Origin of the sequence: Blastochloris viridis, from assembly GCF_001402875.1 — a bacterium.
In the GTDB taxonomy this organism is placed as follows: Bacteria; Pseudomonadota; Alphaproteobacteria; order Rhizobiales; family Xanthobacteraceae; genus Blastochloris; species Blastochloris viridis.
Genome location: NZ_CP012946.1, coordinates 3,665,432 through 3,686,563 on the forward strand (window position 1 = coordinate 3,665,432; position 21,132 = coordinate 3,686,563).

Here is a 21,132-nt window from a genome sequence, read left to right on the forward strand (position 1 = left end):
GATTGGAAGCCGCCCTCGCCCGTCGTGACGCCTGCTTCGCAGGGCTCCTCAGCGATGAGGGCTTGGCGGCTCCGGTTCACATCCCCGCGCGCAGCGCCGTGAGGCCGGCGCGGTAGTCGGGATAGCGCAGGCGGTAGCCGAGGTCCTCGCGCAGGCGGCGGTTGGAGACCCGCTTCGATTCGCCCCAGAACGAGCGCGCCATCGGCGACAGCGTCGCCGCCACCTCATCCCAGCTTTGCTCCGGCGGCGGCGCGACGCCCAACAGCTCCGCGGCATAGGCGATGACGTCCTCAGGCGGCGAGGGCTCGCAATCGGTGACGTTGAGCGGACCTGAGATCCCCGGCTTGGCGAGGCTCCACGCCACCGCGCCGGCGATGTCGTCGACATGGATGCGGTTGAACACCTGGCCCGGCTTGACGATGCGCTTGGCGGTGCCGGCCTTCATCTGCACCAGTGCGTTCTGGCCGGGGCCGTAAATGCCCGACAGCCGCATCAGCATCACCGGCACGCCGCGCTCGGCACCGAACGCCGTCCAGGCCTGCTCGACCGCGAGGCGCGCGCCCGAGCGCCGGGACACCGGCCAGCACGCCGAGGCCTCGTCGACCCAGCCGCCGCCGGCATCGCCATAGACCCCGACGGTGGAGAGGTAGCCGACCCAGCCGAGCCTGCCCGCGGCGGCGAGGTCCGCGCGGTGGCAGGCCAGCAGGGGATCGGCGCTGTCCTCCCGTGGTGGCGCCGAAACCAGGACCGCGTCGGCGGCCCGCAGGGCCGCGGCGAGGCGGGGCACCCTTCGGGTGCCGTCGAAGGCGATCGCCTCGATCGACACGGCGAGGCGGGCCTCCGGGCCGCCCAGCGTCAGCGCCTCGGCGCGGACCGGGTCGCGCACCGTGACCACGACGTGGTCGAACCGGCCGGACACCTCCTGAACGATGCGGGTCGCCGAATAGCCAAGCCCGATCACCACCAGCGTCGACATCTCTTACCCCTCCAACACCGCACACCACTCGGCGCGGACATCGTCGTCGGACTCGCGCGCCAGCCGCTCCGGCGCCATCGCCACCGCCGCGGCGGTGTCGAGCCGGCCGAGTGCCCACGCCGCCATGCCGCGCACCGCCGGTGCCGCATCGCCGAGCAACGCCTCAGCCGTTGCCGCCAGCGCCGGATCGCCGGAATTGCCGATCGCGATCAGCACGTTGCGCACGAAGCGGTCCCGCCCGATGCGCTTGATCGGACTTTTGGCGAACAGCGCCCGGAACGCTGCATCATCGAGGCTGGCGAGCTCGGCGAGCGGTGGCGCGATCAGCGCCTCGCGGGCGGCGAGCCTGAGCGCGCGGCCGGCCACCGCAAACTTGTTCCACGGACAGGCGGCAAGACAGTCGTCGCAGCCATAGATGCGGTTACCGATCAAAGCCCGGAATTCCGGCGGGATCGGCCCCTTGTTCTCGATGGTGAGATAGGAGACGCAACGCCGGGCATCGAGCTGGTAGGGCGCCGGGAACGCCGCGGTCGGGCAGGCGTCGAGGCAGGCGCGACAGGACCCGCAATGGCCGTGCTCGGGCTGGTCGACCGGCAGCGCCAGGGTGGTGAAGATCGCGCCCAGGAACAGCCAGGAGCCGAACTCGCGCGACACCAGATTGGTGTGCTTGCCCTGCCAGCCCAGCCCGGCGGCGGCGGCCAGCGGTTTTTCCATAACCGGCGCGGTGTCGACGAACACCTTGACGTCGCCGCCGCCGCGCGCAACTAGCCACTGCGCCAGCCGCTTCAGCGCGCCCTTGATGACGTCGTGATAGTCGTCGCCCTGGGCGTAGGTCGAGATGGCGCCGCGATCCGGTTGCGCCCGGCCGGCGCCGCGGTGTGCCGTCGGGCCGTAGTTCAGCCCGAGCATGATGACCGAATTCACCTCCGGCCACAGCAGGCGCGGCGCCGGGCGGCGGTTCGCGGTCGCCATCATCCAGTCCATCCCGCCGTGGCGACCGGCGGCGAGCCAGGCGGCGAGGCGCTCGCCGGCGCCGGCAATGGCGTCGGGGTCGGCGATGCCGATGCTGTCGAAGCCCTCGCCACCGGCACGCGCCACCAGCGCCGCCTTGAGGGCACCGCCGGTCAGAAGTCGAGATTGGCGTAATACGGCGCCGGCGGCATGCCCGCCATGGCGTCGGCCAGGATCGGCCGGAACGACGGCCGCGATTTCATCTTGGCGTACCACTGCTTTGCCGCCTCGTCCTCGTGCCAGGGCACGTCCCCGAGATAATCGGCGCTGGAGAGCTGCGCCGCCGCCGCGACGTCGGCGTAGGTCAGACGGTCGCCGGCCAACCAGTTGCGGTCGCGCAGCAGCCAGCCGATGTATTGCAGATGATACTTGATATTGGCCTTCGCCGCCCGGATCGCCATCATGTCGGGCGGGCCGCCGCCCTGGGCAAACGTCATCATCCGCTTGTCGATCTTCTCGCCGACCAGCGGGCCCGACACCTCGGCGTAGAACTTGTCGAGAAACCACGAGCACAGCCGCCGCACTTCGATGCGGTCGGCCGCCGCCTCCGGCAGCAGCCGGCGCTCGCAGAGCGAGGGTCCCAGCGTCTCGTCGAGATATTCCGCCACCACGCCGGCACCGGGCACGGTGAGGCCGTCGTCTTCGATGTAGACCGGCAAGGTGGCGGCGGGGTTCATCAGCAGGAACGCCTCCCGCCGGTCCCATGGACGCTCCTCGACCAGTTCGACGTCCACCCCGTACTCACCAAGGGCAAGCCGGATAAAACGCGACAGCGGACAAAACGGACGATGGAAGAGTTGGGGCATGGCCTCGGTTTCGCCGGGCATTGGGGCACCGGAAAGGCGGATGTCCATACCCGGTCGGACCGGGCAGGGGCAACCGGTTTGGCCAAGATGGAGATTTCCGTGCACTGGCGTCGTTAAGACCGCCGAACACCGGCATCAAAACGGGCGGCGCGGCATTAAAGTTTCCGCAGCGCCACTTCCTCGATGAGGTGGTTGGCGCCCTTCTTCAGAATGAGGTCGGCGCGCTGGCGGGTGGGCAGGATGTTCTCGTGCAGGTTGGTGAGGTTGATGCGCCGCCAGATCACCAGCGCAACCTCTGTCGCCTCGTCGTCCGACAGGTCGGCATAGCGGCGGAAGTAGGATTGCGGGTCGCGGAAGGCGGTCGAGCGCAACGCCAGGAAGCGATCGACGTACCAGCGCTCCAGCACGTCCTCCTCGGCGTCGATATAGACCGAAAAGTCGAAGAAATCGGACACGAACGGGATCGCCTTGCCGTCCCGCGGCAGCAGCATCTCCCCGGTCTGCAGCACGTTGAGCCCCTCGACGATGAGAATGTCCGGCCGGTCGATCTCGGTATAGGCCCCCGGCACGACGTCATAGACGAGGTGGGAATAGATCGGCGCCCGCACCGGGTGGCGGCCGGCCTTGACGTCGGACAAAAAGCGCAACAGCCCCGGCATGTCGTAGCTGTCGGGAAAGCCCTTGCGCTCCATCAGCCCTTCGGCCTCCAGCACGGCGTTGGGATAAAGGAAGCCGTCGGTGGTGATGAGATCGACCTTGGGCGCCGGGGTCATGCGGGCGAGCAGCGCCTGCAGCACGCGGGCGGTGGTCGACTTGCCGACCGCGACCGAGCCGCCGATGCCGACGACGTAGGGCATCTTGGCGTCCTCGATCGCCAAGAAGCGCTGCTGGGCGCGAAACAGCTTCTGCGTGGCGTAGACATAGAGGCCGAGCAGGCGGGAAATCGGCAGGTAGATCGTCTCGACCTCCTTGACCGACAGCCGGTCGTTGACCGACTGCAGCTTGGCCACCTCCGCCGGCGTCAGCGTCATCGGCGCGTCGGCGCGCAGCTCGGCCCACGCCGACCGCGAAAAGGTGCGGTAGGGCGACAGCCCGTCGTGATGAGCCCGGGTGTCCATGGTGCGCCCCGCTTCCCCCGCGGTCCGGCGCTGCGCCGGACCAGATGACCGACAAAATGGGACCGGGGCGATGCCGCCGCGATCCCCGACCCCGTTCTCTGCATCAAGGTCCGGAGCCGCACATCGCGAGGCCGGACCCCAGGGCCGCGGACAACGCCGGTCGAAACCGGAGGTTCAGCCACCGCCCCCTGCGAAGCCGCCGGCTCCACCGAGCCGGCAGTCGTCTCAATCGGTCGGGCGCGACGCCTTTTCGGCGAGGCCGGTCCGCCCGGTTCGTGCTGCCAGTTCCGCCTCGACCTCGGCGAGGGTGACCTCGCGCGCGGCCAGCAGCACGGCAAGATGATACAGAAGATCGGCGGTCTCGGCGATGACGCGCTCCTTCGGGCCCGCCACCGCGGCGAGCGCCAATTCGACGCCCTCCTCGCCAAGCTTCTTGGCCACCACCTCGACGCCCTTGGCCATCAGCTTGGCGGTATAGGACACCGAGGGATCGGCCTTGGCGCGCTCGGCCACGATCCGGGTCAGGTCTTCGAAGCTGACGCGGCTGATGCCGGTTTTGTCCTGAGTGGTCATTGCGCCCTCACGGGTCGAGCCGAACCGGCAGGCCGGCGGCGGCCATCGCGGTCTTGACGTCGCGAATGGTCAGTTCGCCGAAATGGAACAGCGACGCGGCGAGCACGGCCGAGGCGTGGCCGTCGCGCACGGCATCGACGAAGTGCTGCGGCGCTCCCGCGCCGCCCGAGGCCACCACCGGCACCCGCACCCGGTCGGCGATCGCGCGCGTGAGCGCGACGTCGAAGCCGGCCTTGGTGCCGTCGCAGTCCATCGAGGTGAGCAGGATTTCCCCGGCGCCGAGGCTGACCACCTCCTCGGCATAGGCGATGGCGTCGAGCCCGGTCGGGTGGCGGCCGCCATGGGTGAAGATCTCCCAGCGCGCCGGCGCGGCGGGCGGCGACACCCGCTTGGCGTCGATGGCGACGACGATGCACTGGTCGCCGAACTTCTCCGCCGCCTCGCGCACGAAGTCGCGGCGGTTCACCGCGGCGGTGTTGATCGACACCTTGTCGGCGCCGGCGAGCAGCAACGCCCGGATGTCGTCCACCGTGCGCACGCCGCCGCCCACCGTCAGCGGCATGAAGCAGGCTTCCGCGGTGCGCTGCACCACGTCGAGCAGAATGCCGCGCTTCTCGTGGCTGGCGGTGATGTCGAGGAAGGTCAGCTCGTCCGCACCGGCGGCGTCGTAGGCGATGGCGCAGGCGACCGGATCGCCGGCGTCGCGCAGGTCGACGAACTTGACGCCCTTGACGACGCGGCCGTCCTTGACGTCGAGGCAGGGAATGACGCGGACCTTGAACACGGGCTTCGGCTCAGTTGAGGGGCGGCAGGCCGCCCGCGAACATCGCGGACGCGTTTAGCACGGTCGCCCGCCGCAAAACCATTCGCCCAAAGGGGGGCCACGGCGCCGGCGGGCAAGGGACGGCGGTCATGCCGCGGCTGCGACGGCGACCAGCGCCAGCGCCTCGGCCGGGTCCAGCCGGCCGTCATAGAGCGCGCGGCCGGCAATGGCCCCGGTGATGCCGGCGCCTTCGTCCGACAGCAGGCGCCGAACGTCGTCGAGCGAGGCGAGGCCGCCGGAGGCGATCACCGGGATCGAGATCGCCCGCGCCAGCGCCGCGGTGGCGCCGACATTGAGGCCCTTCAGCAAGCCGTCGCGGCCGATATCGGTGTAGATGATGGCGGCGACGCCGGCGTCCTCGAACCGCTTGGCGGTGTCGAGCACGGTGGCGTCGGAATCCTCCGCCCAGCCCTCCACGGCGATAAAGCCGTCCTTGGCGTCGAGCCCGACCGCGATCTGGCCGGGGAAGGCGCGGGCAGCCTCGCGCACCAGCGCCGGATCCTTGATGGCGGCGGTGCCGATCACCACACGGGCGACGCCGCGCTTCAGCCAGGACTCGATGGTCGCCATGTTGCGGATGCCGCCGCCGAGCTGCACCGGGATCGACACGTTTTCGAGAATGGTGCCGACCGCGCTGGCATTGATCGGCCGGCCGGCGAAGGCGCCGTCGAGGTCGACCACGTGCAGCCAGGAGAAGCCGGCGCCCGCGAAGGCCCGCGCCTGGGCGGCGGGATCGGCGTTGAACACGGTGGCCCGCGCCATGTCGCCCTGCTCGAGGCGAACGCACTGACCGGCTTTGAGATCGATGGCAGGATAGAGGATCACGGAGACCAGCTGAGAAAGTTGGCGAGCAGAGCCAGGCCGAGGCGCTGGCTCTTTTCGGGGTGGAACTGGGTGCCGGCCATGGTGTCCCTGGCCACGATCGCGGTCACCGGACCGCCATAATCGGCCTCGGCCACCAGATCGGCGCTGTCGCGCGGCGTCAGATGATAGCTATGCACGAAATAGGCATGCAGCCCGGCCGACCCGGTCGGAATGCCGGCCAGCAGCGGGTGAGGGTGGCGCACCTCGAGGGTGTTCCAGCCCATGTGCGGAATCTTGAGGGTCGGATCGGACGGCTGGATGCGGTCGACCTCGCCGTCGATCCAGCCGAGGCCCTCGGTCACCTGATACTCGCGGCCGCGCTCGGCCATCAGCTGCATGCCGACGCAGATGCCGAGGAACGGCCGGCCGCGGCGGTGCACGGTCTCCTCCAGCGCCGCGATCATGCCGGGAATGGCGTCGAGCCCGGCGCGGCAGTCGGCGTACGCGCCGACCCCCGGCAGCACGATGCGGTCGGCGCGGCGGATGACGTCGGGGTCGGCGGTGACCGCGATGTCCTGGGTGCGGCCGGCATCCTGGGCGGCGCGCTCGAGCGCCTTCTTGGCCGAGTGCAGATTGCCCGAGCCGTAGTCTACGATCGCGACGGACATCACGCCCCCAGTGCGGAAGGTTGGCCGATCGCGCCGGCCTGCACCTGATCGGGCGCAGGATCCCGCGGCACGAGCGGGCGCGTCGTCGAGAAGAAGCGGTGCTCGGCAGCCTCGAGGCTGGGCTCGGACAGCACGGCGACGAGGCGGAAGCCGCGCCGCCCCAGCGTCCAGCGCCGGAGATTGGCCGCCTCCAGCCCGACGATCACCGAGCTCGCCAGGTTCAGCACCGCCGCCGCGGTCGGAAGGTCGAGCAGCACCAGCGCGACGTTGAGCGCCACCATTGCCGCAAGATAGAGCACGGCCACCAGCCACAGCCGCCGCACCAGCATCCACGGCAGCGGCACCAGCAGCGCCCACCACGACAGCCCGTCCTTGACGAATTCGATGCGTTCGGCCTGATCGAACCAGCCGCGGCCGCGGGCAGGGGGTTCATGAACCGTCCAGATTGCCATGGCCTTGATCTCCGCCCGACTGGGGCTCCTCAGATTTCACGCCGAGACCGCGGTCTTACGCAACATTTCCGTGTTGCGCCATCCGAACCCGGCATGACGCGGCCTCAACGTTTTCGGTAACGCTTGGGGGCCGCTGTCAGTCTCCCAGCCGCCCCTTGGTCGATGGCACCGCCCCTTCCAGCGCCGGGTCCAGCGCCACCGCGGCCCGCAGCGCCCGTGCCAGGCCCTTGAAGCAGCTCTCGGCGATGTGATGGGCGTTGACGCCATAGAGCGTCTCGACGTGCAGCGTCAGGCCGGCGTGGGTGGCGAACGCCTGGAAGAACTCGCGCACCAGCTCGGTGTCGAAGGTACCGATCTTGGCGGCCGGAAAGGCGGTGCGCCACACCAGCATCGGCCGGCCGGAGATGTCGATCACCACCCGGGTCAGGGTCTCATCCATCGGCACATGCACGTCGGCGTAGCGGTTGATGCCGGCGAGGTCGCCGAGCGCCCGCCGCACCGCCTGGCCGAGCGCGATGCCGACGTCCTCGACGGTGTGGTGGTCGTCGACCTGCAGGTCGCCCTCGGCGGCGACGGTGAGATCGATGCGGCCGTGGCGGGCGACCTGCTCCAGCATGTGGTCGAAGAAGCCGACGCCGGTGGCGATCCGCGCGGTGCCGCGGCCGTCGAGGTCGAGGTCGATCCTGATCTTGGTTTCGCGCGTGTCGCGCTCGATCGCGGCAGTCCGCATAGGTGTGACTGGGTATGGTGTGAGGGGCCGGAGACAAAAGTGGAGGCTTTCCTAGCAGGCCGGCGCAGGTTTCGCCACCGCGCGTGTGCCTCGGCCGATTTGCAGCGCTTGAGCGGCGTGCCTACATAGGTTCCAACCTTTGGAGCGGCCTTCCCATGAATGCGCACGAGAACTCCGCCATGCCGGTGTGGCACGGCACCACCATTCTCACCGTCCGCAAGGGCGGGGTGGTGGCGGTCGGCGGCGACGGTCAGGTCACGCTTGGCCAGACCGTGATCAAGTCCAACGCCAAGAAGGTACGCCGGATCGGCAAGGGCGACGTGATCGGCGGCTTCGCCGGCGCCACCGCCGATGCCTTCACCTTGTTCGAGCGGCTGGAGGGCAAGCTCGACCAGTATCCCGGCCAGCTGGTGCGCGCCTGCGTGGAGCTGGCGAAAGACTGGCGCACCGACCGCTACCTGCGCCGGTTGGAAGCGATGATGATCGTCGCCGACCGCGAGGCGACCCTGGTTCTCTCCGGCAATGGCGACGTCTTGGAGCCGGAGGCTGGCGTCGCCGGCATTGGCTCGGGCGGCACCTTCGCGCTGGCGGCGGCGCGCGCCTTGATCGACACCGACCTGCCGGCTGAGGCGATCGTTCGGAAGTCGCTCGGCATCGCCGCCGACATCTGCGTCTATACCAACCGCGAGATCGTGGTGGAGGCTCTCGATGGCGCCCGTTGACCCCCGTCCCGATCCGCTGATGAAGAGCACCTTCTCCCCCCGCGAGATCGTCTCCGAGCTCGACCGCTTCATCGTCGGCCAGGGCGCCGCCAAGCGCGCGGTGGCGATCGCGCTGCGCAACCGCTGGCGGCGGCTGCAGCTCGACGACAAGCTGCGCGAGGAGGTGCTGCCCAAGAACATCCTGATGATCGGCCCGACCGGCGTCGGCAAGACCGAAATCGCCCGCCGGCTGGCGCGTCTGGCCGGGGCGCCGTTTCTGAAGGTGGAAGCGACCAAGTTCACCGAGGTCGGCTATGTCGGCCGCGACGTCGAGCAGATCGTGCGCGACCTGCTCGAAGTCGGCATCGCCTTGGTGCGCGACGAAAAGCGCAAGGCGGTGCAGGCGCGGGCCCATCTTGCCGCCGAGGAGCGGGTACTCGACGCCTTGGTCGGCCCCGGCGCCACCCCGGCGACCCGAGAGTCGTTCCGCCGCCGGCTGCGCTCGGGCGAGATCGACGACAAGGAGATCGACATCGAGGTGCAGGCCGGCTCCTCCGGCGCGCCGATGTTCGAGATACCCGGCATGCCCGGCGCCCAGATGGGGGCGATGTCGCTCAACGACCTGTTCGGCAAGATGGCCGGGCGCACCCGCACCCGCCGCACCTCCGTCCGCGAGGCCTACGCTCCGCTGATCGCCGAGGAATCCGACAAGCTGCTGGATCAAGATACCATCGTGCAGGAGGCGATCCGCCAAGTCGAGAACAATGGCATCGTGTTCCTCGACGAGATCGACAAGATTTGCGCCCGCGAGGGCGCGCGGGTCGGCGATGTCTCGCGCGAAGGCGTGCAGCGCGACCTATTGCCCCTGATCGAGGGCACCACGGTGTCGACCAAGCACGGCGCGGTGAAGACCGACCATATTCTCTTCATCGCCTCGGGCGCCTTCCATGTCGCCAAGCCGTCGGACCTGTTGCCCGAGCTGCAGGGCCGGCTGCCGATCCGGGTCGAGCTTCAGGCGCTGACGCGGGATGACCTGAAGCGCATCCTCACCGAGCCGGAGGCCTCGCTGATCAAGCAGACCATCGCGTTGTTGGCGACCGAGGGGGTGACGCTGGCGTTCACCGCCGACGCCATCGACGCCATTGCCGACGCCGCGGTGAGCGTGAACTCCACGGTCGAGAACATCGGCGCGCGGCGGCTGCAGACGGTGATCGAGCGGGTGCTCGACGACATCAGCTTCTCGGCGCCCGACCGCTCCGGCGAAACCGTGGCCATCGACGCGCCCTACGTGCAGAGCGCCGTCGGCGACCTCGCCAAGAACGCCGATCTGTCGCGCTTCATTCTTTAGGGCGCGCCAAACCGGGAGCCTCATGCTGAGGAGATGCCATCAGCCATCGTCTCGAAGCATGGGGCGGTCCCGCATCCCTCTGTGACGGCGGTGTGGCAGGCGGCGCGCGGTGCGGTTTCGATGATTGACACCGGCCCGCCGGCGTGTTGAACCGCCACGCCTGTTCCTTCCGGATCGCTGCTCCCACGCACCAATGGGCACGCCTGTGCCGCGGCAGCGGATGCGCTGCCGCGCGGTTCTGAACATCACGCCGTGATGTTTCGGAACATACAACTGAATGGACTTTGCCATGGCTGCCGAAACGAGATCGCCCGCGGCAACGCGCCGGACCTTCGCCATCATCTCGCACCCGGACGCCGGCAAGACCACGCTGACCGAGAAGCTGCTGCTGTTCGGCGGCGCCATCCAGATGGCCGGGCACGTCCGCGCCCGCGGCCAGAACCGCCGCACGAGATCCGACTGGCTGGAGATCGAGCGCTCGCGCGGCATCTCGGTGTCGTCGTCGGTGATGACGTTCGAACGCAACGGCATCACCTTCAACCTGCTCGACACCCCCGGCCACGCCGACTTTTCCGAGGACACCTACCGCACCTTGAGCGCGGTCGACGCCGCGGTGATGGTGATCGACGCCGCCAAGGGCATCGAGAGCCAGACCCGCAAGCTGTTCGAGGTGTGCCGGCTGCGCGACATCCCGATCGTCACCTTCATCAACAAGATCGACCGCGAGGGCCTCGATCCGCTGGCGCTGCTCGACGAGATCTCGTCGGGCCTCGCGCTCGACCTGACGTTGTGGACCTGGCCGATCGGCATGGGCGTCGACTTCCGCGGCGTCTACGACATCCGCCGCTCGCGGCTGTTGATGCCCAAGGAAATCCGCACCGATGCGTTCGGCCGCACGGTCGAGCTCGCCGACGCCGGCGCCATCGCCGATCTGCCCGAGGTTGAGAGCCGCATCGCCGAGCCGGCGCTGGAGATGCTCGACCTCTGTCTCGACGATCTGCCCAAGTTCGACCACCTATCGTTCCTGGAAGGCCACTTGTCGCCGGTCATCTTCGGCAGCGCGCTGAAGGACTTCGGTGTCGGCGAGTTGCTCGATTTTCTGGTGCAGTACGGCCCCGGCGCCCTGCCGCGCGCCACCAATGTGCGCAACATCGAACCCACCGAACCGGCGGTCAGCGGCTTTGTCTTCAAAGTCCAGGCCAACATGGACCGCAATCACCGCGATCGCGTCGCCTTCGTCCGGCTGTGCTCGGGGCGGTTCAAGGCCGGCATGAAGCTGTACCACGTCCGTGAGAAGCGGCAGGTTGCCATCAATGCGCCGATCTTCTTCTTCGCCCAGCAGCGCGAGAGCGCCGACGAGGCCTTCCCCGGCGATATCATCGGCATTCCCAACCACGGCCTGCTCCGGGTTGGCGACACCCTGACCGAAGGCGAGGCGCTCAATTTCGTCGGCATCCCCAACTTCGCGCCGGAGGTGCTGCGGCGGGTGATCTTCTCCGACTCGCTGAAGGCGAAGCAGCTCAACCGCGCCCTCAGCGACATGGCCGAGGAGGGCGTCGCCCAGATCTTCCGCCCGGTGAACGGGGCGTGGCCGATCCTGGGCGCGGTCGGCACGCTGCAGCTGGAGGTGCTGGCCTCCCGGCTCGACCAGGAATACGGCCTGCCGATCAAGCTGGAGACCGCGCCGTACGAATTGGCGCGCTGGGTGGCAAGCGACCACCCTGACGAGCTCAAGCGTTTCGTCGAGGCCAACCGCTCCAACGTCGCCGAGGACAAGGACGAGGCGCTGACCTTTCTGGCCAAGAACGCCTGGACGCTCAACCGCACCATGGAGGAATGGCCGGGCATCCGTTTTCTGGCGGTGCGCGAGCGCTATTGAGCGGACGCTCGTCCGCGCTCATGGTTCGAGACGCCAGAGGCGTCGTCTCGAACCATGAGGGCTTCGCCCCGGCTCATGCTCCACCTTTCCTCATCCTTCGAGACGGCCTTTCGGGCCTCCTCAGGATGAGGACGCGCAGGCGGCATCCGGTTCACTCCCGCCGCCGCCGCACCCGGACGTACAGCGCGCCCTCGCCGCCATGGAGAACGTGCGCGGTCTCGAACCCCACCACCAGCGGCCGCAACTCGGCCGCCTCCAGCCACAGCGGCACCTCGCGGCGCAGCACCCCCCTCTCGGGGCCCCAGCCCGCGGGCGCGCCCTTGCCGGTGATCACCAGCACGATGCGGGCACCATGGCCCTGGGCCTGGATCAGGAACCGCGTCAGCCGGCCGTGGGCCTCGTGCCGCGTCAGGCCGTGGAGGTCGATGCGGGCGTCGATCTCTACCACCCCGCGCACCAGGCGCAACCGGGTGCGCCGCTCGATCGGCGCCAACGGCGGTGGCCCAGCCGGCGGTCGCGGGGTCGCGGTTTTTCCCGGAGCCTTGGCCAGCTTGGCAACCGGTGGCTTGCCGGCAAGCTCGACCTCTGCGCCCGGTGCGGCCGGCTCCGAACCCGATTTGACGTCCTTCTTGGGCCGCGGCTTGCGGCCGCGCAGCGGCCGGATCTCGCGGATGACGTGTTCCCACAAGGCACGGTCGGCGTCCGAAAGTGAGCCGCGGGTTCGCCGCGGGCTCATCGCGCCGGCTGCCCGACCGAAGCCGGGTCCACCCCGCGCGGCAGCAGGATGACGAAGCGACCGGGGTGGCGGATGCGGCCGGCGACGGCGCCGGCGTCCGTCCCAGCGCCGAAATAGATATCGGCGCGGGCCGGCCCGACGATGGCGGTGCCGGTATCCTGGGCAATCATAAGCCGGCCGAACGGGTCGGCAGCACCGGCTTTTGCCAACGGCAGGCTGGCTTCGATCCAGAACGGCGTGCCGTAGCCATGAAGCAGCCGGTCGATCGCGATCGAGCGCCCCGGCGTCAGTGGCAGGCCTTGGGCGCCGATGGCGTGCTGGTCTGTGGTGAGGTCTGCCTTGCGGAAGAACACGTAGGAGCGGTTCATCCGCATCAGCTCGCGGCCATCGTGCGGATTGGCCTCGATGTAGGCGCGGATGCGGTCGAGCGTCATCTCGTCTTTCGGCACCAGGCCGCGCGCGATCAGGATGCGGCCGACCGGCGTGTAGTCGTGGCCGTTACGGGCGGCGAACGCCAGCCGCAGCATCCTGCCGTCCGGCAGCCGCACCCGGGCTGAACCCTGGATCTGGCAGAAAAATGCGTCGACCGGATCCTTCAGCCACACCAGGGCGTGGCGGCGGAGATCAACCGCACCGGTCTCGATGGCGGCTCGGTCGAACCACGGCTCCGCCGGCCGGCCGTCCTTGCGGCTGCCGATGCGGCGGGCCAGCTCCGGCGGGACCGCGAGCAGCGGCGTGGCATAGGTGGCCGAGGGGGAGAGCGCGCCGTCGACGATCGGCTCATAATAGCCGGTGAGAAAGCCCTCGCCGCCGCCGCCGGGCGCGATGTGGAACGGGCGGAACCGGGTCTCGAAGAACTGCCGTGCCGCCCCGGCATCCGGGGCCGGATCGGCCACCGCGTCGGCGCACACCGCCCGAAGGCCGTCAGCGAGCGGGCGCGCCGCTCGCGACGGCGTCGCCGCGGCCGTGATGGCGCGGCAACTGGCGAGGAAGGTGGCAAACGCCGCGGCATGGTCGTCGCGGCGCCAGCCCTCCAGCTGTTCGAACGTCAGCGGCTCGAGCGCCGCATCGGCGAGGCGGGGCGCCGACACGGCCGGGGTCATCAAAGCGCCGAGGGCGATCGCAGCGGCGGTCGCCACCGCGGTTCGGAATGATGTTGGCGCTGCCACGGCAGGGGTTCCGGCATTGCGGCCGCGGTCACGCCGCTTCGGTGGCGATCAGCTTCCAGTTGGGGTCGCGGCTGCCGAGGTCGCGCGAAAACGTCCAGATGTCGGTGACGTCGGTGACCTGGTTCGCGTTGCCGTCGACCACCGCGCCGGCCTTGTCGCGGGTGACCGACACCAGCTGGGAGACGAAGCGCACGGTGAGTTGGACCACGCGGTCCTTGAGGTCGGCGCCGACCAGCTCGGCCTTGTCGATGGCAACGAAGCGCGACTCGACGGTTTCACCGCGGGCCTCGCGGTCGGCGATGGCGGCAACGAAGCCGTCATAGACGTCCTTGGCCAGCAGATCCCGCAACATGCGCCGGTCGCCGTTGGCGAACGCGGTGACGATCATTTCATAGGCAGCGCGGGCACCGCCGAGGAAATGCGCAAGGTCGAAGCTGGTATCGAGCGCGACGACATCGTTGAGCGTGCGCTCCAGCGGCGAGCCCGGCTCGGCGACGCCCTCCCAGCGGTTGGCGGCCGGCGTCTCCTGGTCCGGGCGCTCGTTGTGGACCGCGCGGGTCGGCAGCCGAACCACATTTTCCCCGGGCTTGGGCCGCAGATCGGGTGCGGTGTCGATCGGGGGACGTTCGTGACCGGTGCGTTGACCCAGCACGCTACGCAACCGCAGGAAGATGAAGACGGCGAGTGCCAGGAAAATAATCGTATAAATGTCCAACACTGTCTCTGCCTCGTCGCCGGGGGCGTGATCTGTCGAGCCGGTCGCGACGGAGCATGCCGCGTCCTATCCACTCTCATCTATGTAGGGGCTGGCGGCATTCCAGATACCGCGCGACTCCAATCCGCCATTTGATATCCTAAACGATGCGCGGCGGAGCGCCAAACCCCGAAGGCGGCCGGCTTGCCGCTGGCGGTGCCGCCATGGTAGCGACCAACGCGACGGGCGGACGTTCCGTCGGATCGAACGGAGATCGTTATGACCACCACCGCGAACGGAGCCCCCGCCGAATCCAAGGCGCCCGGCTTGAACGTTCTGGCGCAGTTCATCAAGGATTTCTCGTTCGAGAATCCCAACGCACCGCAGTCGCTGGTGCCGCCGAGCCAAGCGCCGGCGATCAACATCCAGATCAACGTCAACGCACGGCCGCTGAGCGAAACCGACTACCAGGTCGACCTGGTGATCGAAGGCAAGGCCGAGCACGAGAACCTCGTGCTGTTTTCGTTCGAGCTGACCTATGGTGGCGTGTTCCGCGTCAACAATATCGCCGCGGAGAGCGTGCATCCGGTGGTGCTGATCGAGTGCCCGCGGCTATTGTTCCCGTTCGCGCGGCAGATCATTGCCGACGCCGTCCGTAACGGCGGCTTTCCGCCGCTGCTGCTGGAGCCGGTCGATTTCTCCGCGCTCTATCGTCAGCGCATCGCCGAGCTTCAGTCGGCGGCTCCGACCCCGCCGCTGGCGTGATCGGCCGGCAAGACCGGCCATCTCATCACCCTCGGCCGGCCTGATCGGCACAGGCGGATCCTGTCAGACGCGCAGGTTTTCGTCTGTGACCTCAATAATTTGAGGAAAATCTGCGATCGGCGCCAACGGCCGGTCGCCGCCAGTCTCACGCCTTTGGCGCGGCCGCGCCTGGCGCCACCATGGTGGTATCGGCGAGGTCGTCTTCATACAGCGTCCAGACCGCCGCCCCGCCCAGCGTGGCGATGAAGGCGTGGTGGGCTTCGACCTCGGCCGTCGTCAACCGCAGCGGCAACGGCGCCGGGCGGGTGCGCACGGTGCGGACCTCGGCGCGGAGCCGGGCGGCGCTGCGCACCTCCAGCCCCAGATGGGCCTGCCGCGCCTCGACCAGTTCGACATAGACCTCGGCCAGAAGCTCGGCGTCGAGCAGGGCGCCGTGCTTGACGCGGTTCGAGTTGTCGATGCCGAACCGGGTGCACAGTGCGTCGAGCGTATTGGAGCCGCCGGGAAACCTGCGCCGCGCCAGCATCACGGTGTCGACCACCCGCTCGCGGCCGATCAGCGGCCGGCCGAGCCGCCTGAGTTCGGCGTCGAGAAACCCCATGTCGAAGGCGGCGTTGTGCGCCACCAGATGGGAGTCGGCGATGAACTCCAGGAAGGCGTCGGCGACCTCGGCGAAGCGTGGCTTGTCCTTAAGGAAATCGGCGGTCAGGCCGTGGACGGCGACCGCGCCCTGGGGCACGTCGCGCTCGGGATTGACGTAACGGTGAAAGGTCCGGCCGGTCGGCCAGCGGTTTTCCAGCTCGACGCAGCCGATTTCGACCAGCCGATCGCCGGTCAGCGGATCGAGGCCGGTGGTCTCGGTGTCGAAGACGATTTCGCGCATCCAAGCCTGTCCCTTGGTCCAATCCGGGCGATCATCGCGCGATCCCGGAGCCGTTTTCCGCCAGAGCGACGTCGCGAGACGGTTTCTGGCGACCGGAACCCGATGTTCCGGCCGTCTTGGCGAGATGTGATCTCAGCGACGGCGGGCCATCATGTTCACCGTCCGCAGCAGCCCGAGGACCTCGGCGCGGGCGGCATCGACGCCGCGGCCGGTGTTGATCACGAAGTGCGCCCGCCGCCGTTTTTCCTCATCCGGCATCTGCTTGGCCAGGATGGCGGCAAGCTTGTCCTCCGTCATCCCCGGCCGGGCCAGCACTCGGGTCCGCTGCACAGATTTCGGCGCGCTGACCACCACCACCGCGTCGACCCGGGCCGCGCCGCCGGTCTCGAACAGTAGCGGGATGTCGAGCACCACCACCCGCCGCGCCGCCGCCCGCGCCGTGGCGAGAAAGGCGTCGGCATCGGCCCGTACCAAGGGGTGAACGATGGCCTCAAGATCGGCAATCGCCGCAGCGTCGCCCAGCACCCGCCGCGCCAGCGCATCACGATCGACCCCAGCCGCCGTGGTGGTGCCGGGAAACCGCGCCTCTACCGCCGCCACCGCGTTGGCGCGATAGAGCCGGTGGACGGCCGCGTCGGAATCATGGACCGGCACCCCGGCCTCAGCGAACATCTGCGCGGTCGCGGATTTGCCCATGCCGATCGAACCGGTGAGGCCAAGCACGATCATTGCGCCGGCTCCTGCGCCACCGCGGCGGTTTTGGCGAGGATGTCGGCGACGATCTCCGCCCGGAGTTCCGACGTCACCGTCGGCTCGACCCCGAACCAGCGGGTGAAGCCCGGCGCCGCCTGGTGCAGCAGCATGCCGAGCCCGTCGATCCCAACGTGGCCGCCGGCCCGTGCCGCGGCGAGCAGCCCGGTTTCCAACGGCACATAGACGATGTCGGCAACCGCGGCGGCGGGCGGCAGCGGCGCAAGATCGACCACGAGCGGCGGCTGCCCGGCCATGCCGAGCGAGGTGGTGTTGACCACAAGGTCAGCACTCGCCAGCAATCCCGGCAATTCGGCCCACCCGGCCGGCTTCACCCGCGGCCCGAACCGAACGGCAAGCTGCTCGGCGCGCTCGGGCGAGCGGTTGATCACGCTGACGCGATCGATTCGGCGCTGCAACAATCCATAAACGATGGCGCGGGCGGCGCCGCCGGCGCCGAGCACCACGGCATGTTCGCTGCGGCCGTCCCAGCCGGCGAGCCGGGCGTCAAGGTCGGCGAGAAACCCGGTGACGTCGGTGTTGGCACCAAAGAGCCGGCCGCGTTCGATCCACACGGTGTTGACGGCGCCGAGGGTGCGGGCGGCCTCGTCGGCCTCATCGACCACCGCGAGCGCGGTCTCCTTATGAGGCAGCGTGACATTGGCACCGACGTAACCGTGCCGGGCGAGGTCGCGCAGGAAGGCCGGAAACGCCGCCGGGGTCACCTCCTCGCGGCAGTATTCACCGGCGATGCGGTAATGCTGGAGCCAATGGCGGTGGATCAGCGGCGAACGGCTGTGTGCCACCGGGTGGCCGATGATGCAGGCGCGGGGTGGTGCGGTCATTGCTCCAGCGCTCCCTCCTGGCGCAGCGCTGCCAGCAGCGCCAGCAGCGGCAGGCCGAGAATGGTGGCATGGTCGCCGCTCATGCGGCTGAACAGATGAATGCCGAGCCCTTCCAGCCGATAGCCGCCGACCGTTTCGGTCACCGATTCACCGATCGCGTCGAGATAGCACTCGCGAAAGCGATCGCCGAACTGGCGCATCTCAAGCTCGGCGACATCGACGCCGCGCCATACCACCGCGCCGTCCCTGGCCAGTGCCGCGGCGCTGTGCAGATGGTGGGTACGGCCACGCAGCAAATCAAGGATTCGCCGGGCTTCGGCGAGGTTCGCCGCCTTGTGGATAACAGTGGGGCCGATGCTCATGGTCTGGTCGGCGCCGAGCACCAGCCGACCTGGCAGGAGGCGTGACACCGCCAGCGCCTTCGCCGCTGCCAGCTCAAGCGCCAGTCGCGTTCCTTCCGGTACCGAAACTGCGCGCTCATCGATGTCGGCCGGCCGGATTTCGACCGGAATGCCGGCGGCGATCAGAAGATCGCGCCGAGCCGGGCTTTTCGAAGCCAAACACAATGGCTCGGGTAGACGCCACAGCGACATGGCAGGATCCGTCTGGCTGGGTTTGTCAGTCGTGGCCGAGGCGCTCCCGCCGACGGTCGTTCAACAGCGACACGATCGCGGCAGCCGTCTCTTCGATCGACCGCCGGGTGACGTCGATCAGCGGCCAATTGTGGCGGCTGGCGAGCCTCTTGGTGAAAGCCAGTTCCTCGGCAATGGCCTGGCGGTCGACATAGGTGTCGGCGGCGTGCACGGCATTGAGGCCGAGCATGCGGTTCTGGCGAATCTGCGAAATGCGCTCCGGGCTGGCGATCAACGCCACCACCAGCGGATTGGCGATGGTGGCGAGCTGGGGCGGCGGCGGGATCGACGGCACCAGCGGCACGTTGGCGGTCTTGATGCCGCGATTGGCGAGGTAGATTGCGGTCGGTGTCTTGGACGTGCGCGAGATGCCGACCAGCACGACGTCGGCCTGGTCGAGGTCGTCGACGATCTGGCCGTCGTCATGCATCATGGTGAAATTCATCGCGTCGATACGTTTGAAGTACTGCGCATCGAGGGTGTGCTGGGCGCCGACCTGCGCCGCGGTTTCCGCGCCGAGATAGGACTGGAACAGGCTGAGCACCGGCTGCAGCACCGACAGGCAGGGAATGCCGAACTCTCGGCACTTCTGTTCCAGCCGACTCGACAATTCGCGATCGACCAAGGTGTAGAGCACGATGCCGGGCGCCGTCTCGATCTCGGCAATGGCACGGTCGAGCTGCTTTTGGGTGCGCACCAGCGGGAAGACGTGCTCGACCGGCGAGAACGGCGAGTAGCGCGCCGAGGCGGCGCGGCCGACCGTGATCAGCGTCTCGCCGGTGGCGTCCGAGACGAGGTGGAGGTGAAAGTAGCTTTCCTGCTGCTCGATGATCGACACGTGCGCCCCTGTGGACAGACCGGGAGAAGGCCATGACCGGACCCATGGTGCAAGCGCCGGCGGGGGACAACTGCGAAAATGCTCCACAGACGTGCCCCGCGGGAAAGGCTGAATCCGGCAACTGTGAATCATGGGGCTTCGTTTTGGCGCCACTACGGCATTATCCGCTGTCACCAAGGGCTTGCTCGCCAGCGGTCGGCATGCGAACGAGGGTCCGATTCGGGGGCTCGGGCTGTGGACGGACTGTTGATCCCAACGTATGAGTCCTATGCATCCCCCAAACTAACTCAACAGACTCTTCTAAAAGGATTTTTGTTTTGAGTGAGCTCTTGGGAAAGACTGCGAAGCCCTTGATGCGGGTGTTGGCCGGCGAGCGGCTGTGGCCGCCGCCGATGTGGATGATGCGCCAGGCCGGCCGTTACCTGCCGGAGTATCGCGCCACGCGCGATCGGGCCGGCTCGTTTCTGGCGCTGTGCTACAACGCCGAGCTCGCCGCCGAGGTGACGATGCAGCCGATCCGCCGGTTCGGCTTCGACGCGGCGATTTTGTTTTCCGACATCCTGGTGGTGCCGCACGCGCTCGGCCAAGCGGTGCGGTTCGAGGCCGGCGAAGGGCCGAAGCTCGACCCGGTTGCGACCTCCGCAGCGTTGGACGCAATCCACCAGGAGATCGATCTTGGCGTGCTGCAGCCGGTGCTCGACACCGTGACCAAGGTGTCGGGCATGCTGTCGCCTGAAACCACCTTCCTGGGCTTCTGTGGGGCACCGTGGACGGTCGCGACCTACATGGTCGCGGGGGAGGGTACCGAGGATCAGGGACCGGCACGCCAGCTCGCCTACAACGATCCTGGGCTGTTCGGGGCCATCATCGATCGGCTGGTCAAAGCGTCCGTGACCTACCTCGTGGCACAGCTCAAGGCCGGCGTTGACGCGGTGCAGGTGTTTGACACCTGGGCCGGCATTCTGCCCGACGCCGAGTTCGACCGCTGGGCGATCGCCCCGACGCGGGCGATCGTCGAGGGCGTGCGAGCCCAGGTTCCGGGGGCGCGAATCATCGGGTTTCCGCGCGGTGCCGGCGCTCGGCTCGCGCGCTACGCCGCCGAGACCGGGGTTGACGGGGTCGGGCTCGACTGGACGGCGGACGCGGCCTATGTGCGCCGCGAGGTGCAGGGCAAGGTCGCGGTGCAGGGCAACGTCGACCCGCTGGTGCTGATTGCCGGCGGCGAGGCGCTGGACCGTGCGGTCGATGCCGCGATCGCGGCCTATGGCCACGGCCCGTGGATCTTCAATCTCGGCCACGGCATCACCCCCAACGCGCCGATCGCGCATGTCGAGCGGATGATCAAGCGGGTGCGCACCAGCACGGAACCCAAGTGATGGCGATGTCGACGGCGAAGGTGGTGCAGCGGGCGGTGATGGCGCTGGTCATCACCGCGGCGCTGGCTCTGATGCTGGTGTACGGGGCGAGCCCCACCGCGGTGCTGTGGCTGAAGTCGCTGCACATCATGGCGGTGCTCGCCTGGATGGCCGGCATGTTCTATCTGCCGCGGCTGTTCGTCTATCACACCACCGTGCCGGTCGGCTCCCAGGCCTCGGAGACCTTCAAGATGATGGAGCGCAAGCTTTTGCGCTACATCATGAACCCGGCGATGATCGTGACCTGGGCGGTCGGGTTGTGGCTGGCCTGGGATATCTACCGCTTCGAGGGCGGCTGGCTGTGGGCCAAGATCGTTGCGGTGGTGCTGCTGTCGACGGCGCATGGCTACTTCGCCATGGGCGTTCGCCATTTCGCCGAGGACCGCAACACCCGCTCGGAAAAGCATTGGCGGATCGTCAACGAGGTGCCCACCGTGTTGATGATCGCCATCGTCATCTTCGTCGTGGTCAAGGGCTTTTGACGCCTTTTGCCGCGGCTCGCCTTGTCGGGGCTTG

General features: G+C 68.6%; 24 protein-coding genes. 6 read left to right on the forward strand and 18 right to left on the reverse strand.

Going from position 1 to position 21,132, the window contains the following annotated elements; genetic code table 11:
• Nucleotides 1-76 precede the first annotated feature (76 nt).
• From BVIR_RS15895 to hisB, 10 genes are all read right to left on the reverse strand, one after another.
• Complete coding sequence (locus BVIR_RS15895) at nt 77-976, reverse strand: NAD-dependent epimerase/dehydratase family protein (RefSeq protein ID WP_055038508.1); 900 nt, start codon at nt 974-976, stop codon at nt 77-79.
• A gap of 3 nt (nt 977-979) precedes the next feature.
• On the reverse strand, nt 980-2,074 hold the full coding sequence (gene queG, locus BVIR_RS15900; RefSeq protein ID WP_236823634.1) for a tRNA epoxyqueuosine(34) reductase QueG: 1,095 nt from the start codon (nt 2,072-2,074) through the stop codon (nt 980-982).
• A 26-nt stretch (nt 2,075-2,100) separates the two neighbouring features.
• Nucleotides 2,101-2,793: a glutathione S-transferase family protein gene (locus BVIR_RS15905; RefSeq protein WP_055038975.1), complete on the reverse strand. Its 693-nt coding sequence runs from the start codon at nt 2,791-2,793 to the stop codon at nt 2,101-2,103.
• Nucleotides 2,794-2,948: 155 nt separating this feature from the next.
• Nucleotides 2,949-3,911: a type I pantothenate kinase gene (coaA, locus tag BVIR_RS15910; RefSeq protein ID WP_055038509.1), complete on the reverse strand. Its 963-nt coding sequence runs from the start codon at nt 3,909-3,911 to the stop codon at nt 2,949-2,951.
• A gap of 225 nt (nt 3,912-4,136) precedes the next feature.
• Nucleotides 4,137-4,484, reverse strand: coding sequence for a phosphoribosyl-ATP diphosphatase (locus BVIR_RS15915; RefSeq protein WP_055038510.1), 348 nt, complete (start codon nt 4,482-4,484; stop codon nt 4,137-4,139).
• A 7-nt stretch (nt 4,485-4,491) separates the two neighbouring features.
• Nucleotides 4,492-5,268 (reverse strand): imidazole glycerol phosphate synthase subunit HisF, encoded by a 777-nt coding sequence (gene hisF, locus BVIR_RS15920; RefSeq protein WP_055038511.1) that lies wholly within the window; start codon nt 5,266-5,268, stop codon nt 4,492-4,494.
• A gap of 126 nt (nt 5,269-5,394) precedes the next feature.
• Nucleotides 5,395-6,132 carry a 1-(5-phosphoribosyl)-5-[(5-phosphoribosylamino)methylideneamino]imidazole-4-carboxamide isomerase gene (hisA, locus tag BVIR_RS15925; RefSeq protein ID WP_055038512.1) on the reverse strand — a complete coding sequence of 246 codons (738 nt, stop codon included), beginning with the start codon at nt 6,130-6,132 and terminating at the stop codon, nt 5,395-5,397.
• Nucleotides 6,129-6,779, reverse strand: coding sequence for an imidazole glycerol phosphate synthase subunit HisH (hisH, locus tag BVIR_RS15930; RefSeq protein ID WP_055038513.1), 651 nt, complete (start codon nt 6,777-6,779; stop codon nt 6,129-6,131). The genes hisA and hisH overlap by 4 nt, the downstream gene beginning before the upstream one ends.
• On the reverse strand, nt 6,779-7,231 hold the full coding sequence (locus BVIR_RS15935) for a DUF2628 domain-containing protein (protein ID WP_055038514.1): 453 nt from the start codon (nt 7,229-7,231) through the stop codon (nt 6,779-6,781). Before BVIR_RS15935 ends, hisH begins: the two co-directional genes overlap by 1 nt.
• Nucleotides 7,232-7,367: 136 nt before the next feature.
• On the reverse strand, nt 7,368-7,961 hold the full coding sequence (gene hisB, locus BVIR_RS15940; RefSeq protein WP_055038515.1) for an imidazoleglycerol-phosphate dehydratase HisB: 594 nt from the start codon (nt 7,959-7,961) through the stop codon (nt 7,368-7,370).
• A 155-nt stretch (nt 7,962-8,116) separates the two neighbouring features.
• On the opposite strand from hisB, the gene hslV reads away from it, so the two are divergent.
• The 3 genes from hslV to BVIR_RS15955 all read left to right on the forward strand — a co-directional run bounded on the left by hslV (nt 8,117) and on the right by BVIR_RS15955 (nt 11,889).
• The gene (gene hslV / locus BVIR_RS15945; protein ID WP_055038516.1) at nt 8,117-8,683 is read left to right on the forward strand and encodes an ATP-dependent protease subunit HslV; all 567 of its coding nucleotides are present in this window, start codon (nt 8,117-8,119) and stop codon (nt 8,681-8,683) included.
• A gap of 19 nt (nt 8,684-8,702) precedes the next feature.
• On the forward strand, nt 8,703-10,010 hold the full coding sequence (hslU, locus tag BVIR_RS15950) for an ATP-dependent protease ATPase subunit HslU (RefSeq protein WP_055038976.1): 1,308 nt from the start codon (nt 8,703-8,705) through the stop codon (nt 10,008-10,010).
• A 289-nt stretch (nt 10,011-10,299) separates the two neighbouring features.
• Nucleotides 10,300-11,889, forward strand: a complete 1,590-nt coding sequence (locus tag BVIR_RS15955; protein WP_211197752.1) for a peptide chain release factor 3 — start codon at nt 10,300-10,302, stop codon at nt 11,887-11,889.
• Nucleotides 11,890-12,040: 151 nt separating this feature from the next.
• Here BVIR_RS15955 and BVIR_RS15960 read toward each other — a convergent pair whose 3' ends face one another.
• Genes BVIR_RS15960 through BVIR_RS15970 form a run of 3 tightly spaced genes read right to left on the reverse strand, consistent with a single transcriptional unit; the run spans nt 12,041 to nt 14,509 of the window.
• Nucleotides 12,041-12,625 carry a Smr/MutS family protein gene (locus BVIR_RS15960; protein ID WP_055038518.1) on the reverse strand — a complete coding sequence of 195 codons (585 nt, stop codon included), beginning with the start codon at nt 12,623-12,625 and terminating at the stop codon, nt 12,041-12,043.
• Entirely contained in the window at nt 12,622-13,764 is a 1,143-nt protein-coding gene (gene mltA, locus BVIR_RS15965) for a murein transglycosylase A (protein ID WP_236823635.1), read from the reverse strand. The genes BVIR_RS15960 and mltA overlap by 4 nt, the downstream gene beginning before the upstream one ends.
• 58 nt (nt 13,765-13,822) lie before the next feature.
• A complete protein-coding gene (locus BVIR_RS15970) occupies nt 13,823-14,509 on the reverse strand; it encodes a Tim44/TimA family putative adaptor protein (RefSeq protein WP_055038519.1) in 687 nt (228 codons plus the stop codon).
• Between the two features lie 258 nt (nt 14,510-14,767).
• Here BVIR_RS15970 and secB point away from each other — a divergent pair, with 258 nt between their 5' ends.
• A complete protein-coding gene (gene secB, locus BVIR_RS15975; protein WP_055038520.1) occupies nt 14,768-15,253 on the forward strand; it encodes a protein-export chaperone SecB in 486 nt (161 codons plus the stop codon).
• Between the two features lie 145 nt (nt 15,254-15,398).
• Here secB and dnaQ read toward each other — a convergent pair whose 3' ends face one another.
• The 5 genes from dnaQ to BVIR_RS16000 all read right to left on the reverse strand — a co-directional run bounded on the left by dnaQ (nt 15,399) and on the right by BVIR_RS16000 (nt 19,192).
• Nucleotides 15,399-16,136 (reverse strand): DNA polymerase III subunit epsilon, encoded by a 738-nt coding sequence (gene dnaQ / locus BVIR_RS15980; protein ID WP_055038521.1) that lies wholly within the window; start codon nt 16,134-16,136, stop codon nt 15,399-15,401.
• A 132-nt stretch (nt 16,137-16,268) separates the two neighbouring features.
• On the reverse strand, nt 16,269-16,865 hold the full coding sequence (gene coaE, locus BVIR_RS15985; protein WP_055038522.1) for a dephospho-CoA kinase: 597 nt from the start codon (nt 16,863-16,865) through the stop codon (nt 16,269-16,271).
• The gene (locus BVIR_RS15990; RefSeq protein WP_055038523.1) at nt 16,862-17,731 is read right to left on the reverse strand and encodes a shikimate dehydrogenase; all 870 of its coding nucleotides are present in this window, start codon (nt 17,729-17,731) and stop codon (nt 16,862-16,864) included. Before BVIR_RS15990 ends, coaE begins: the two co-directional genes overlap by 4 nt.
• On the reverse strand, nt 17,728-18,324 hold the full coding sequence (locus BVIR_RS15995; protein WP_055038524.1) for a Maf family protein: 597 nt from the start codon (nt 18,322-18,324) through the stop codon (nt 17,728-17,730). Before BVIR_RS15995 ends, BVIR_RS15990 begins: the two co-directional genes overlap by 4 nt.
• Nucleotides 18,325-18,349: 25 nt before the next feature.
• Complete coding sequence (locus BVIR_RS16000; protein WP_055038978.1) at nt 18,350-19,192, reverse strand: pyruvate, water dikinase regulatory protein; 843 nt, start codon at nt 19,190-19,192, stop codon at nt 18,350-18,352.
• A 362-nt stretch (nt 19,193-19,554) separates the two neighbouring features.
• On the opposite strand from BVIR_RS16000, the gene hemE reads away from it, so the two are divergent.
• Nucleotides 19,555-20,577 (forward strand): uroporphyrinogen decarboxylase, encoded by a 1,023-nt coding sequence (hemE, locus tag BVIR_RS16005; protein WP_055038525.1) that lies wholly within the window; start codon nt 19,555-19,557, stop codon nt 20,575-20,577.
• The gene (hemJ, locus tag BVIR_RS16010; RefSeq protein ID WP_055038526.1) at nt 20,577-21,098 is read left to right on the forward strand and encodes a protoporphyrinogen oxidase HemJ; all 522 of its coding nucleotides are present in this window, start codon (nt 20,577-20,579) and stop codon (nt 21,096-21,098) included. The genes hemE and hemJ overlap by 1 nt, the downstream gene beginning before the upstream one ends.
• Nucleotides 21,099-21,132 lie beyond the last annotated feature (34 nt).

Excerpts from the sequence above, each read along its gene's own strand:
- hemJ (WP_055038526.1), top strand. The coding sequence starts at position 20,577 with ATGGCGATGTCGACGGCGAAGGTGGTGCAGCGGGCGGTGATGGCGCTG.
- hslU (WP_055038976.1), top strand. The coding sequence starts at position 8,703 with ATGAAGAGCACCTTCTCCCCCCGCGAGATCGTCTCCGAGCTCGACCGC.
- hslV (WP_055038516.1), top strand. The coding sequence starts at position 8,117 with ATGAATGCGCACGAGAACTCCGCCATGCCGGTGTGGCACGGCACCACC.
- BVIR_RS15990 (WP_055038523.1), bottom strand. The coding sequence starts at position 17,731 with ATGACCGCACCACCCCGCGCCTGCATCATCGGCCACCCGGTGGCACAC.
- BVIR_RS15905 (WP_055038975.1), bottom strand. The coding sequence starts at position 2,793 with ATGCCCCAACTCTTCCATCGTCCGTTTTGTCCGCTGTCGCGTTTTATC.
- BVIR_RS15995 (WP_055038524.1), bottom strand. The coding sequence starts at position 18,324 with ATGTCGCTGTGGCGTCTACCCGAGCCATTGTGTTTGGCTTCGAAAAGC.
- dnaQ (WP_055038521.1), bottom strand. The coding sequence starts at position 16,136 with ATGCGCGAAATCGTCTTCGACACCGAGACCACCGGCCTCGATCCGCTG.
- BVIR_RS15915 (WP_055038510.1), bottom strand. The coding sequence starts at position 4,484 with ATGACCACTCAGGACAAAACCGGCATCAGCCGCGTCAGCTTCGAAGAC.
- secB (WP_055038520.1), top strand. The coding sequence starts at position 14,768 with ATGACCACCACCGCGAACGGAGCCCCCGCCGAATCCAAGGCGCCCGGC.
- hisH (WP_055038513.1), bottom strand. The coding sequence starts at position 6,779 with ATGTCCGTCGCGATCGTAGACTACGGCTCGGGCAATCTGCACTCGGCC.
- BVIR_RS15935 (WP_055038514.1), bottom strand. The coding sequence starts at position 7,231 with ATGGCAATCTGGACGGTTCATGAACCCCCTGCCCGCGGCCGCGGCTGG.
- hisB (WP_055038515.1), bottom strand. The coding sequence starts at position 7,961 with ATGCGGACTGCCGCGATCGAGCGCGACACGCGCGAAACCAAGATCAGG.
- hemE (WP_055038525.1), top strand. The coding sequence starts at position 19,555 with ATGCGGGTGTTGGCCGGCGAGCGGCTGTGGCCGCCGCCGATGTGGATG.
- BVIR_RS15955 (WP_211197752.1), top strand. The coding sequence starts at position 10,300 with ATGGCTGCCGAAACGAGATCGCCCGCGGCAACGCGCCGGACCTTCGCC.
- BVIR_RS15960 (WP_055038518.1), bottom strand. The coding sequence starts at position 12,625 with ATGAGCCCGCGGCGAACCCGCGGCTCACTTTCGGACGCCGACCGTGCC.
- coaA (WP_055038509.1), bottom strand. The coding sequence starts at position 3,911 with ATGGACACCCGGGCTCATCACGACGGGCTGTCGCCCTACCGCACCTTT.
- BVIR_RS15895 (WP_055038508.1), bottom strand. The coding sequence starts at position 976 with ATGTCGACGCTGGTGGTGATCGGGCTTGGCTATTCGGCGACCCGCATC.
- coaE (WP_055038522.1), bottom strand. The coding sequence starts at position 16,865 with ATGATCGTGCTTGGCCTCACCGGTTCGATCGGCATGGGCAAATCCGCG.